This window comes from Paraburkholderia sp. UCT31 (genome assembly GCF_014397655.1).
GTDB lineage: Bacteria > Pseudomonadota > Gammaproteobacteria > Burkholderiales > Burkholderiaceae > Paraburkholderia > Paraburkholderia tuberum.
On the sequence record NZ_VZQP01000100.1, the window covers coordinates 1 to 13,792 of the forward strand.

Consider the following 13,792-nt stretch of genomic DNA (forward strand, 5'->3'; position numbering starts at 1 on the left):
CCGTGAAACGACTCCACGCCGATGATAGTGCGGATTGCCCGTGTGAAAGTAGGTAATCGTCAGGCTCCCCCCAGTCAGAAACCCCACCCGCCGCGGTGGGGTTTCTGCGTTTACGCGGCCGTCATCGGCAGAGATGACGTTTCGGAGACAATCCAGCCGCCGCAATTCGACAATACGACGCCGGAAAGTGCGCGCGTCAACTCTCTTTCAATTGTTCGCGCTATGCTCACGTATTCCTTTCGGAGGCGCTGGCATCGAACGACCTATGAAATCAGATCTGGCAATGCAAACCTACGGCGCGGATTCGTCGGGTATGGTCTGCGGTTTCCGGTTTTCGCCGACGCTCGCCGGGCGGCCGATCGACGCGGACGAAGTCATCGACTGGTACCGCGAGCGCGAGGACGATGCCGGCACTAGCGCGACGGACGCTGGCGAGTTTCTATGGCTTCACTTCAATCTCGCGCATAGCGCGAGCGAGCGCTGGATGCGCACGCAACTCGATCTGCCCGAAACCTTTTTCGACGCCTTGCGCGAAGGCTCGCATTCGACGCGGATCGAGCATGCGGACGGCGCACTGCGCGCGGTCGTCAACGACGTCATGTTTAACCTCGAATTCATCCCGTCAGAAATCGCGACGCTGTGGATCTACGCACATAAGCGGCTCATCGTGACGGCGCGGCTGAAGCCGCTGCGCTCGGTCGACCGTTTGCGCGCGTCGGTGCGCGAAGGTGAAATATTCAGGTCACCTGCCGAACTGCTAGTTCATCTGATGCGCGACCAGGCCGACCTGCTCGTGCAGATCGTCCGCCGAACCAGTGCCGACGTCGATCGAATCGAGGATCGCTTTCTGTCGCAACGGCAGACGCAAAACCGCCTGGACCTCGGCGCGATGCGTCGCACGCTGACACGCCTGCAACGCATGCTGGCACCCGAACCGGGCGCGATTTTCCGCTTGCTGGCGAGGCCGCCTCGCTGGCTTCATGCGGAAGACGTGCAAGATCTGCGTGAATCGACGGAGGAGTTCTCGGTCGTGCTTTCGGACGTAGCGGGATTGATCGAGCGGGTCAGATTGCTGCAGGAAGAAATCACCTCGCGCCTCGAGGAGCAGAACAACCGGACGCTATTTACGCTGACGCTAGTCACGGTGCTGGTGATGCCGATCAATATCGTCGCCGGTTTCTTCGGCATGAACGTCGGTGGTATTCCGCTCGCCGAGAACAAGCATGGCTTCTGGCTGATGGTGGTGCTGGTCGCCGGCTTTACCGGGCTGACGGGCTGGTGGGCGTTTCGCCGCAGGAGGGAGCGCTAGAAGGCGCGGCAGATTTGGCCCGCTTTTTACGAGGCCAAACTCGCCGGCGTGATCGAAGCCCGAACATGCCCGTCTTCGAATACGCTTCGCAGCGATTCAAAGAGGGCAAGTACTCGTCGATTACTCGAGTGCGTTATCCGAGCGCGGCAGCCGGACCAAAGAACTCATAACGGCTCTGCGATTCCGGCACGCCGATCGCCTTCAGCCCTTTCTTGATCGCCTTCATGAACGCGACGGGCCCGAGGAAATACACGTCGACATCGCGCGTTTCCGGCAACCACTTCTTCAGATTCGCTTCGTCGACGTAACCGACCGCGTGCGCTTCGGCATCGCCATCACGGCGCTCCTCGTAGCAATAGAAGCGCTTCAGTTGCGGATGGCGTGCGGCCAATGCATCGATTGCGCCGCGGAATGCGTGCACGCCACCATGACGGGCCGCGTGAATGAAATGCACCGTACGATTGGTCTTCAGCGCGGCCTCCAGCATCGCCATCGTCGGCGTAATGCCAACACCGCCGCTGATCAGCACCAACGGCTTGTCGCCAGGTTGCAGCGTAAATTCGCCGGACGGCGCGAACAGCTCGAGCGAGTCGCTTTCCTTGATCTGCTCGTGCAGATACTTCGACACGGTGCCATTCGGTTCACGCTTCACGCTGATGCGATATTCGCGGCCATCGCTCATTGCGGACAGCGAATAGTTGCGACGCACTTCTTCGCCGTCGATCACCAGACGCACGCCAATGTACTGACCCGGCTGAAACGCGAGCAATTCGCCGCCGTCATCGGGACGCAGATAGAACGACGTGATCTCGTCGCTTTCACGCATTTTGCGCGCGACGCGGAACAACCGCGTGCCGCGCCAACCGCCGGGCGCTGCTGCGCTTTCGGCGTAGATCTTCTCTTCGAGGCCGATCAGAAGATCGGCGAGTTGTTGATACGCGGCGGCCCACGCTTCGATCACGGCGGCGGTTGCGACGTCCGCGCCGAGTACCTCGCGAATCGCGCGCAGCAGACACTTGCCGACGATCGGATAGTGCTCAGGCTGCACGTTCAGCGACACGTGCTTGTTGATGATCTGCGCGACTAGCCCGCCCAACTGCTCGAGCTGATCGATATGGCGCGCATACATCAGCACGCCGTTGGCCAACGCGCGCGGTTGCGCGCCGCTTGCCTGATTGGCTTGATTGAACATCGGGCGCACTTCCGGATGCTCGCTGAGCATCAGATTGTAGAAGTGCGTGGTGAGCGCCTCGCCGCCGCTTTCCAGGAGCGGCACGGTTGCTTTGATGATGGCGCGGTGTTCGGCGGATAGCATGTTTTTAAGTCCTGGTGAGAGTCTGGGTGAGCGTCTGCCTATCAGCGAATGTCACAGCCGGTTTCGGCAGACTGCCTCTGCTATCCACGATTCGTGCCAGGTATAAAATGCATTTAGATCAACGATCTGGCAATTGAGATGGTTCATTCGACCCTAGTCGAAAAGACTCAATCCGCAGTCGATCTGACTACAGGGGCGGTCCTCGATGTTCTTACCCCGCTGATTCTCGACCTGTCGCGCGAGCTGTCCGAGCGCGAGCGTTATCGGCGGCTGCTCAGCGCGCTGCGCTCGCTATTTCCGGGCGACGCGGCCGCTCTGCTACGCCTCGAAGGCGATACGCTGGTGCCGCTCGCCATCGACGGCTTGAGCAGCGATACGCTCGGGCGGCGTTTTCGCGTCGCCGAGCATCCGCGCTTTCAGGAGCTGCTGGCCCAGCCAGGGCCGACGCGCTTCGCCGCCGACTCCGATTTGCCCGATCCCTACGATGGCCTCGTGCAAGGCATGGCGCCCGGGCACCTCGAAGTGCACGACTGTCTGGGGTGCCCGCTGTTCATCCGCGGCGAGCCTTGGGGCTTGCTCACGCTCGACGCACTCGACCCGGCGCGCTTCGACACACTCGACATGGCTTCGCTGCAGGCGTTTCTCGGCCTCGCGGCCGCGACCGTGAGCGTCGTCGAACGCATCGACGCGTTGGCGCGCAATGGCGAGGAGGCGCAGCGCCGCGCGGAAGCGTATCGGCTGGCGAGCAGCGAGAGCCGGCGCGAGCTGATCGGCAGCAGCGACGCGCATCGCCGCATGATCAAGGAGATCGAGGTGGTGGCCGCCAGCGATCTGACCGTGCTCGTCACCGGCGAGACCGGCGTCGGCAAGGAACTTGTCGCCAATGCGATCCACGCGCTGTCGCCGCGCGCGAACAAGCCGCTGATCAGCCTGAACTGCGCGGCGTTGCCCGATACGCTCGTCGAGAGCGAACTGTTCGGGCACGTGCGCGGCGCGTTTTCGGGAGCCTCGGCGGATCGACGCGGCAAGTTCGAACTCGCGGACGGCGGCACCATTTTCCTCGACGAAGTCGGTGAGTTGCCCCTCGCGGTGCAGGCAAAGCTGTTGCGCGTGCTGCAGAACGGCCAGTTGCAGCGCATCGGCTCGGACCACGAACATAGAGTCGACGTGCGGCTCATCGCCGCAACCAATCGCGACCTCGCCGAAGAATTGCGCGCGGGCCGCTTTCGCGCCGACCTCTATCATCGCCTCAGCGTGTATCCGCTGCGCGTGTCGCCGTTGCGCGAGCGTGGCCGCGACGTGCTACTGCTGGCGGGCTTCTTCCTCGAAGACAATCGCTCCCGGCTCGGTTTGCTGAGCCTGCGTCTTGCGGCTGACGCACAGGCCGCATTGCTGCACTACTCATGGCCCGGCAATGTGCGCGAACTGGAGCATCTGATCGGACGCAGCGCGCTGAAGGCGTTGGCGGCCAATCGTGAGCGCCGCCGTATTCTGACGTTGACGGCCGCGGACTTCGCGTTGTCGGACGCACAAGATCATGAAGCCAATCAAATCGCCACGCAGAGCGAGGAAAGCGAGACGAAAGACTTTCGCAGCGCGGTCACCGAGTTCGAACGCAATCTCGTTCTCGAAGCGCTGATCCGCAACAGGCAGAACTGGGCCGCGGTCGCGCGCGAGCTGGGGCTGGACCGGGCGAATCTGAATCGGCTGGCTAAACGGCTCGGGCTCAAATGAGCGAACAGGCGCAGGGGTGCCGTCGCGGCCCGGCACTAAGGTCAAGCCACATCGAATCGCCGATCGCGCTGACAACAGATCGTCAGCGCCGCTCGCTGGGCTCAACGTCTTAACGAAAAACAAAGGCCCGCTTCGGAAAATCGAACTTCGCGGAACGCAGCGCGTCGGTCATAGTGGGCCCTAACGAGGACCATCACACTGAATCTGGAGACTCCGTCATGTCCGCTGCCCCAGAGAAACTCGACGATTGGCTCAACAAGCAGGCGGTGGCCGAAGACGACATCACCGCGTTTCCATTGAAGGCGCTTGCCGCCACGCTCGATCGCGAGGAAAGCGGTAACACCGTACCGCCGTTGTGGCACTGGCTGTACTTTCTGCCGGTTGCGCCGCTCTCCGAAGTCGGCCCCGACGGACATCCGAAGCGTGGCGATTTTCTGCCGCCCGTGCCACTGCCGCGCCGCATGTGGGCTGGCGGCCGGCTCACGTTTCATGCGCCGCTGAAGATCGGCGAGCATGCGCGGCGCACGTCGACGATCGCCAATATCGAGGACAAGACCGGCCGCTCGGGCCGCCTCGTGTTCGTCACCGTGCAACATACGATCGAAGTCGATGGCGAGTTGAAGCTCGAAGAGGAGCACGACATCGTCTATCGCGACGCGCCGCAGGAGGGCGCGCGGCCGCAACAGCCGGCGCCCGCGCCCGAAGACGAAACATGGCGCCGCACGATCGACGCCGATGCCGTGATGCTGTTGCGCTACTCGGCGCTGACTTTCAACGGCCATCGCATTCACTACGACCATCCTTATGTCACGCAGGTCGAAGGCTATCCGGGCCTCGTCGTGCATGGCCCGCTGATCGCGACGCTGCTGGTCGATCTCGTGCGCCGAGAACTGCCGCAAGCGACACTGCAAAGCTTCGCGTTTCGCGCGCTTCGCCCCACGTTCGCGGACCAGCCGTTCACGGTATGCGGCAAGCCCGCCGCCGACGGCAAGACCATCGACCTGTGGGCGAAGGACCACGAAGGTTATCTGACCATGCGCGCGACCGCCGCGCTCGCCTGAATTCCGCGAGACTCGACTATGCAAACCACGCAACACGATTCGTTCCAGGACATTCGCGAGGCCGTGCGCGATCTGTGTCAGCAGTTTTCCGGCGAGTACTTTCGCAAGATCGACGAGGCGCGCGGCTATCCGGAAGAGTTCGTCGACGCGCTGACGAAGGCCGGCTGGCTCGCCGCGCTGATTCCGCAGGACTTCGGCGGCTCGGGGCTCGGGCTCACGGAAGCGTCGGTGATCATGGAGGAGATCAATCGCGCGGGCGGCAACTCGGGCGCGTGCCACGGGCAGATGTACAACATGGGCACGCTGCTGCGGCACGGTTCGGAAGAACAGAAGCGCAGGTATCTGCCGAAGATCGCGAACGGCGACCTGCGTTTGCAATCGATGGGCGTGACCGAGCCGACCACCGGCACCGATACGACGAAGATCAAGACGACCGCAGAGCGGCGCGGTGACCGTTACGTGATCAACGGTCAGAAGGTGTGGATCTCGCGCGTGCAACACTCGGACCTGATGATTCTGCTCGCACGCACCACTTCGCTCGCGGACGTAAAGAGGAAATCAGAGGGCATGTCGATCTTCATCGTCGATCTGCGCGAGGCGATCGGTCATGGCCTGACCGTGCAGCCGATTCTGAACATGGTCAATCACGAGACCAACGAGCTCTTTTTCGACAACCTCGAAATTCCGGCCGAGAATCTGATCGGCGAGGAAGGGCAAGGCTTCAAATACATTCTCGATGGCCTGAACGCGGAGCGCACGCTGATCGCCGCGGAATGCATCGGTGACGGTTACTGGTTTGTCGATAAAGTCACCGAATACGCGAAGGAGCGCGTCGTGTTCGGCCGGCCGATCGGACAGAACCAGGGCGTGCAGTTTCCGATCGCGCGCTCGTTCATCAACGTCGAGGCGGCGAGCCTGATGCGCTTCGAAGCGGCACGTCGTTTCGACGCACATCAACCGTGCGGTGCGCAGGCGAATATGGCGAAGCTGCTCGCGGCGGATGCGTCGTGGGAAGCGGCCAATGCGTGCCTGCAATTTCACGGCGGCTTCGGCTTCGCGTGCGAGTACGACGTCGAGCGCAAGTTTCGTGAAACGCGTCTGTATCAAGTCGCGCCGATATCGACCAATCTGATTCTCTCGTACGTGGCCGAGCATATCCTCGGGCTGCCGCGTTCGTTCTGACCCGCCGGCGGACATCATGAGACCACTCGACGGTATCAAGGTCATCACGCTCGAACACGCGATTGCCGCGCCGTTCTGCACGCGTCAACTGGCCGATCTCGGGGCGCGCGTGATCAAGATCGAACGGCCCGGCGTCGGCGATTTCGCGCGCGGCTATGACGAACGTGTGCATGGGCTGTCGTCGCACTTCGTGTGGACCAATCGCTCGAAGGAGAGTCTTTCGCTCGACCTGAAGCAGCCCGCGGCGGCCGAGATTCTCGATGCGTTGGTTGCCGATGCCGACGTGCTCGTGCAGAACCTCGCGCCAGGCGCGGCCGAACGGCTTGGCCTTGGCTACGACACATTGAGCCACAAGTATCCGAAGTTGATCGTCTGCGATATTTCCGGCTACGGCGCGGACGGTCCGTATCGCGACAAGAAGGCGTACGACCTGCTGATTCAAAGCGAGTCCGGCTTCCTGTCGATCACCGGTTCGCCCGGCTCGCCAGCGAAAGCGGGCTGTTCGATCGCCGATATCGCGGCGGGCATGTACGCGTATTCGAACATCCTGAGCGCGCTGTTGGAGCGTGGACGCACAGGGCGCGGTTGCCGCATCGATGTATCGATGCTCGAGAGCATGGTCGAGTGGATGGGTTATCCGCTCTACTACGCGATCGACGGTCAGTCGCAGCCCGCGCTTGCGGGCGCCGCGCATGCAACGATCTATCCTTATGGCCCGTTTCCCGCTGGCGACGGCAAGACGGTCATGCTTGGCCTGCAGAACGAACGCGAATGGAAGCTGTTCTGCGAGCGCGTGCTCGAACAGCCTGAACTGGCAACCGACGAACGCTTTGCATCGAACTCGAAACGTACTGCGGCGCGCGACGCCCTGCGCGAGGTGATCGTCGCGGCGTTCGCGAAGCAGAGCGCGGCGCACGTGATCGATCGACTCGATGAGGCAGGCATCGCGAACGCGCAGATGAATACGCTCGCCGATGTGTGGGCGCATCCGCAACTGAAGGCGCGCGAGCGCTGGCAGGAAGTCGGCACGGCAACGGGGACGATACCCGCATTGCGGCCGCCCGGTCTGCCTTCCGACCTCGAGCCGCGAATGGACCCTGTGCCCACGCTTGGTCAACATACGGAAGCAATTCTGCGTGAGCTTGGCTACGACAATGGGCGTATCGACGCGCTGCGCGCGGCGGGCACGATCTGATTCGGTAACGACCCCATGAACGACAATCCCAGTCTCACGCTTGCTACTTTCGCGGCGCAACTCGACTTCGACCGCATCCCGCACGAGGTCGTCGAGCGTACCGTCAACCTGTACGTCGATTGGCTCGGCTCGGCGCTGGCCGGCAAGGGTGCGCGCCCGGTCGAGACGATCGCGCGGTTCGCACGCGCGGCAGCCGGGGCGACGAACGAGGGCCTCTGCGAGGTGCTGATCGACCGCGGTCGCACCACGCCGTATTTCGCCGCAATGATCAACGGCGCGGCATCGCATTTCGCCGAACAGGACGATGTGCACAATGGCTCGGTGTTTCATCCGGCGACCGTGGTGTTTCCGGTTGCGCTCGCGTTGGCACAGGCAAAGCGAGCCTCGGGGCGCGACTTCATCGCGGCGGCGGTGGCGGGATACGAGGTCGGCATTCGCATCGGCGAATTTCTCGGGCGCTCGCACTACAAGGTGTTTCACACTACGGGCACGGTCGGCACGGTCGCGGCAGCGGCAACGGCAGGACGCTTGCTGGGTTTGTTGCCGTCCCAAATGCTCGATGCGTTCGGCTCGGCGGGCACGCAGGCGAGCGGCCTATGGGAATTTCTGCGCGACGCCGCCGACTCGAAGCAACTGCACACCGCGATGGCCGCCGCGAACGGCCTGATGGCCGCGCAACTCGCCGCCGACGGCTTCAAGGGCGCGACGCACATTCTCGAAGGCGCCCAGGGCATGGCCGCCGGCATGTCGAGCGACGCCGATCCGGCGCGCCTCGTCGATCGGCTTGGCAGCCGCTGGGCGACCGCGGAGACATCGTTCAAGTATCACGCGGCGTGCCGCCATACGCATCCGGCCGCCGATGCGCTGCTCGCCGTCGTGCAGATGCATCGTTTCGCGCCGCGCGACATCGCGAAGGTCGTCGCGCACGTGCATCAAGGCGCGATCGATGTGCTCGGTCCCGTGGTCGCGCCGCGCAGCGTACATCAGGCGAAGTTCAACATGGGCACAGTGCTTGGGCTGGTCGCGCATCACGGCTATGCCGGCGTGACCGAATTCGAGCAGGGTTTCGACGCGAGCGAGATCGCCGCGTTTCGCGACAAGGTCACAATGGCGCTCGACGCTGAAGTCGACGCCGCCTATCCCGCACGCTGGATCGGCAAGGTCACGGTGACGACGACCGACGGCCGCGTGTTCGATGGGCGTGTCGATGAGCCGAAGGGCGATCCAGGCAATACCTTGTCGCGCGACGAGATTGCGACGAAGCTGCATCGGCTGGCGGCGTTTTCGGGTGCGGCTAGCGAACAGGAGGCTGCGCAACTGCTTCGCTGCGCATGGCAGATTGCCGAAGAGAAGCAGATTGGCTCGGTATTCGATGCAACTTCGCGCACGATGGTGGCGGCATGAGCGCATTGCCCCGGTCGTATCTGTTCGTGCCTGGGAATCGGCCTGAGCGGTTTGACAAGGCCTATGCGGCCGGCGCGGATGCGGTGATTCTCGATCTGGAAGACGCGGTGCAGCCGGATCAGAAGGTGCCGGCGCGTGCGGCGGTTGTGGCCGCGGTGTCGGCTAACGCATCGCGGGCCGCCTGGGTGCGTATCAATGGCTCGGATACGCCATGGTTTCCAGATGAAGTTGCGGCGCTCGTTGGGCAGACCGGCGTGGCCGGAATCGTGCTGCCGAAGGCTGAGACGCGCGAACAGATCAACGCGGTGCTGGCCAGCGCGCATCCGGCGTTGAGCGTGCTGCCGATTGTCGAGACTGCGCGCGGGTTCGCGAATCTTGCGGAGTTGTGCAGCGCGCCGCGCGTGCTGCGTATCGTCTTCGGTACGCTGGATTTTCAGATCGATCTCGGCATCGATGGGGATGGCGAGGAGTTGCATCTGTTTCGCTCGCAGATCGTGCTTGCGTCGAGGCTGGCTGGCATTGGTGCGCCGGTGGATGGCGTGTCGACGACCATTACCGATGCTGATGCGGTGCAAGCTGATGCGCGGCGCGGCCGGCGGTTCGGTTTCGGCGGCAAGCTTTGCATTCATCCGAAGCAGATCGAGCCGGTGCATCGCGCGTATGCATGGAGTGACGCCGAGGTGGAGTGGGCGCAACGGGTGCTTGCGGCTGTCGAGGCGAGCCATGGCGCCGCGGTTGCCGTGGATGGGAGGATGGTCGATATGCCGGTGATTCTGCGGGCGCGGAGGGTTGTGGGCGATTCCGAAAGCTTCTGACAATGCGGTTTTCCGTCGCCCCTTCATAGCAGGATTCCCATCGTCGCACTTGAATAGTTAGCAGGTCACATGCTAGGTAAAATTGGTATCGGTAACACATTTCGACGGAAAGTTTCGGTGTCGCAACGTTGTCGATAAAGAAGATCTGTTCCTCTCAGCACGTCAAACAATACCCTCCCGATGAGTACTATTCAGAATCCAGTTCTGCGCGGCTTCAACCCGGATCCTTGTGTGTGCCGTGGCAAGGATGCGTGGTATATCGCGGTTTCAACGTTTGAATGGTATCCGGGCGTTCTCATTTACGAATCAAAAGATTTCGTCAACTGGGAACTCAAGGCCACGCCTCTCGACAGGCTATCGCAATTGAATCTGATCGGAGAGCAGCCGTCCGCAGGCATATGGGCGCCAGCCCTCTCCTATCACGACGGTCTTTATTGGCTCGTCTATACCGACACCAAGGCATGGAAAGGCGAGCAGAAGATCTCCCCGCTTCGTGACATGCACAACTACCTCGTAACCGCCCCGGACATCACCGGACCCTGGTCGGAGCCCGTGCATCTCGTGTCCGGTGGATACGATCCATCCCTGTTCCACGACGAATCCGGCAAAAAGTGGCTCGCCTATATCCGGCGCGATTTCAGAGGTATCTACGAAGACCTGTTCGTCGGAATCGTTCTGCAAGAATACTCGGTGCAGGAGGAAAAGCTGATCGGCGAAGAGCACGTCATCTATAAAGGCGCCAACCTGAAGACCGATTACTTCATGAAATGTCAGATCTACGAGGCTCCGCATTTGCTGAAGAAGGGAGACTGGTACTACCTGATCACAGCGGAGGGAGGCACAGGCTATACACATGCAACGTGTGTATCCAGGTCCCGCGACATTTTCGGTCCATACGAGCTTCATCCTGATACGCCGATGCTCACGTCGCGCGACGCGAATGGACGGATTCAGCGGACCGGCCACGGCAATCTGGTCGAGGGTCCCAACGGCCAGTGGTACATGACGTACCTCGGATCGAGACCAATCGATGCGCACACGAAGCGCTCGCCGCTAGGCCGTGAAACCTGTGTCGCACCTATCGAATGGCATGCCGACTGGCCCGGCCTCGCCAGTGGCGGAGTGGTTCCCGCCGAATCTTTTGCGATCGGCTCGGATATCGAGCAAAGGCTCGACAGCAGTTGGACGATCGATTTCGGACAACGTGCCGCGCTGCCCCTGGAACTGCAGAGTCTGCGCATCCCCATCGGCGACGACTGGTGCAATCTTCACGAACGTCCGGGCTATCTGCGGATAAGGGGGCAAGAGTCGCCGACTTCGCGGTTCCATCAAAGCTTGTTGGCCTGTCGCATCCGAGACTGGCAGTTCGAAGTCGAAACCGCGCTGGAATTTTCACCCAAGTCATATCTGCACATGGCTGGGCTCATGGCGCGTTACGACGAGAACACCTTCTACTATCTGTTCGTCACGCGCGACGACGACGGCACAAAAATCCTGTCCTACATGGAAATGGATGCCGGCAGCTTCGCCTACAGCAATCGACTGGCGACGCTGCCCGAGGCCACCGGGATCGACCTGCGGATTCGCGTCGTGGACGCGAAACTGCGCTTCTTCTATCGCTTGACGCACGGTGACTGGAAGGACCTTGAACTGGAAAAGGATTTCACGAAACTCAGCGATGAATATGCAACCCCCATCGGCTTCACGGGGGCATTCGCAGGTATCACCGTCAACGACATGCTGGGCTTTCGCGAGCCTGCCGATTTCAAGTCGTTCTCGTACCGCCAATTGATCGGCTAAAGCTTGGATTTTGTGTCATCGCTGTCATTTAATAATAAGGAAGATCTCATGCGCTTTCGTTGGAGACATCGCTACCTCGTGCTGCTTATTTTGTTCGCAATCTATCTGCTCTGTTACATGGACAGAATGATCATGGCAGCGGCTATTCCATTCATTGCGTCCGAGTTTCATCTGTCCGCGATGGAAATGGGTGGAATCCTGAGCGCGTTCTTCTTTAGCTACGCGCTATGTCAGATCCCGGCTGGCCTGCTTGCAGACAGATTCGGTCCGCGGCTGATGACGACGATCGGCATCGCCTGGTGGACGATTTTCACCGCGCTTACCGGACTGTGCAATTCGCTCGGCTTGATGCTGGTGGTGCGGGTCGCGTTCGGCATCGGCGAAGCGCTCTTTCCTCCCGCCGCGTTCAAGACACTGTCGGCGTGGTTCCCAAAGCGCGAAGCGGGACGGGCAACCGGGCTGATGATGACCACTAATGCGCTGGGACCCGCATTGGCGCCGCTGTTCGTGGCGGCCGTGATGGCCGCGTGGGGATGGCGCGCGATTTTCACGAGTCTGTTCATACCCGGTGTCGCGATGGCCGTATTCGGTTGGATCTATATCAGAAACAGCCCGAAAGACAGCAAGCACGTTTCGAAGATCGAATTGGAGGAAATCGGTACCAGCGAAAAGTCTTTGTCTGCCTCTGCCGGCAAAGCGGATTTTGCTGGTTTGGTGAAAACGCCGCTGGTCTGGTGGTGCTTCGTCACCTTGTTCGTTTTCAGCATCGCCTCGTGGGGCATCATGAGCTGGTTCCCGACGTATCTGCTGAAAGCGCGCGGCCTTTCGACGGCCAGAATGGGCATGATGGCGTCGGTGCCATTTCTCGTCGGCACGATTGCCTATTGCATCACGGGCTTTCTTTCCGACAAGTTCTTCCGCAATCGTCGCGAATTGCTTGTCGTCCTCGGCTGCGTCGTGGCCGCCATCTTTGCCTATCTGACGGCCCATGCGGAGACCGCGGAAACGGCGGTGTTCTTTCAGACGATCGGCTACTTCTTCTCAACCATGGCCGGCTGTTCGCTTTACACCATCCCGAACGTCGCGCTGCCGAACAAGGTCGTCGGGTCGGCAATCGGCTTTGTCAATGCGGCGGGTCAGCTGGCAGGATTTCTTTCCCCGCTGATCGTCGGTTACATCCTGACCAGGACGAATGACGACTTCAACGTCGTATTCCACCTCTTCGTCGGCTGCTTCTTGTTGGCTTCGGTTTCCGCCTGGTTCATCAATACGAGGACGGACCTCAGCGACTCTGTCACGCGGAGCGCCGGCGCAGAAGTGCCCGCGCAGAACCGGACAGCGGGATAAATGGCGCGACGGGGCTTGAGCCGGCGATAATTCCGGCTCAGTCACCGGCTTTGGGCAACGACTCGATCAGTTCATGGATGCGCATCCTGAACTCGAAATCGAGTTCATCGCGCGCGACCATTTCGACGATCTCGTTCTCGAGGGCTTTGACCTCGCGCTGCGGTTCGGCGAGCCGAGGACATCGACTCTCGTCGCACGCAAGCTGCTCGACACGGCCGTGGTGACGGTCACCGCGCCGTCGTACATCGCGCGACGGGGCCGGCCGGCAAAGCCGGAAGATCTCGAAGGCCCGAGCCACCGATGCCTGGAATTCCGTAATTCGGAGACAGGAAAGAGGGGCGGTTGATCAATCTCTTTCCCGACTGTGCTGACGAGCACTATCCCCTCTACGCGTGCTATCGGTCACGGCATCGCATGCCGGCGAAGACGCGTGCCTTTCTGGACTTCGTTGTCGAGTTGGCGAACGCTCACTAGCGAGCGGCCGTTACACAAACGGCTTGCATTAATCCGAACTTTGACCAGGCCACTAACATAAGCTGTTGATTTCGCGCTGTTATGCGCGCTTGGGCGGGGCGGTTACTGGGTACAGGCGGGGTTGACGTTCAGAAGACGGAAGGCCTTTTCCTGAAC

The 13,792-nt window shown here is 61.4% G+C and carries 10 protein-coding genes and 1 pseudogene; 10 read left to right on the top strand and 1 reads right to left on the bottom strand.

Translation table 11 applies throughout. The annotated features are described in order from the left end of the window. Positions 1-265 precede the first annotated feature (265 nt). The gene (locus F6X40_RS39470; protein WP_184074324.1) at positions 266-1,309 is read left to right on the top strand and encodes a transporter; all 1,044 of its coding nucleotides are present in this window, start codon (positions 266-268) and stop codon (positions 1,307-1,309) included. Between the two features lie 133 nt (positions 1,310-1,442). Here the strand turns inward: F6X40_RS39470 and hmpA are convergent, their stop codons facing one another. Continuing rightward, positions 1,443-2,624: an NO-inducible flavohemoprotein gene (hmpA, locus tag F6X40_RS39475; RefSeq protein ID WP_184074322.1), complete on the bottom strand. Its 1,182-nt coding sequence runs from the start codon at positions 2,622-2,624 to the stop codon at positions 1,443-1,445. 138 nt (positions 2,625-2,762) lie between these two features. Between hmpA and norR the strand changes: the two genes are divergently transcribed. The 9 genes and pseudogenes from norR to F6X40_RS39520 form a co-directional block, all read left to right on the top strand. Beyond that, positions 2,763-4,358: a nitric oxide reductase transcriptional regulator NorR gene (gene norR, locus F6X40_RS39480; protein WP_184074320.1), complete on the top strand. Its 1,596-nt coding sequence runs from the start codon at positions 2,763-2,765 to the stop codon at positions 4,356-4,358. Positions 4,359-4,576: 218 nt separating this feature from the next. Further along, on the top strand, positions 4,577-5,419 hold the full coding sequence (locus tag F6X40_RS39485; RefSeq protein WP_184074318.1) for a MaoC family dehydratase N-terminal domain-containing protein: 843 nt from the start codon (positions 4,577-4,579) through the stop codon (positions 5,417-5,419). Between the two features lie 18 nt (positions 5,420-5,437). Beyond that, positions 5,438-6,601, top strand: a complete 1,164-nt coding sequence (locus tag F6X40_RS39490; RefSeq protein ID WP_090808501.1) for an acyl-CoA dehydrogenase family protein — start codon at positions 5,438-5,440, stop codon at positions 6,599-6,601. A 16-nt stretch (positions 6,602-6,617) separates the two neighbouring features. Beyond that, positions 6,618-7,796, top strand: a complete 1,179-nt coding sequence (locus F6X40_RS39495; RefSeq protein WP_187631610.1) for a CaiB/BaiF CoA transferase family protein — start codon at positions 6,618-6,620, stop codon at positions 7,794-7,796. Positions 7,797-7,811: 15 nt separating this feature from the next. Then, complete coding sequence (locus tag F6X40_RS39500) at positions 7,812-9,200, top strand: MmgE/PrpD family protein (RefSeq protein WP_187631611.1); 1,389 nt, start codon at positions 7,812-7,814, stop codon at positions 9,198-9,200. Beyond that, positions 9,197-10,015: an HpcH/HpaI aldolase/citrate lyase family protein gene (locus tag F6X40_RS39505; protein WP_187631612.1), complete on the top strand. Its 819-nt coding sequence runs from the start codon at positions 9,197-9,199 to the stop codon at positions 10,013-10,015. Before F6X40_RS39500 ends, F6X40_RS39505 begins: the two co-directional genes overlap by 4 nt. 180 nt (positions 10,016-10,195) lie before the next feature. After that, positions 10,196-11,815: a glycoside hydrolase family 43 protein gene (locus tag F6X40_RS39510; protein WP_187631613.1), complete on the top strand. Its 1,620-nt coding sequence runs from the start codon at positions 10,196-10,198 to the stop codon at positions 11,813-11,815. Between the two features lie 12 nt (positions 11,816-11,827). After that, complete coding sequence (locus tag F6X40_RS39515; protein WP_316251889.1) at positions 11,828-13,162, top strand: MFS transporter; 1,335 nt, start codon at positions 11,828-11,830, stop codon at positions 13,160-13,162. Positions 13,163-13,205: 43 nt separating this feature from the next. Continuing rightward, a pseudogene (locus tag F6X40_RS39520) lies at positions 13,206-13,636 on the top strand (substrate binding domain-containing protein); the annotation flags it as partial. Between the last annotated feature and the right edge of the window lie 156 nt (positions 13,637-13,792).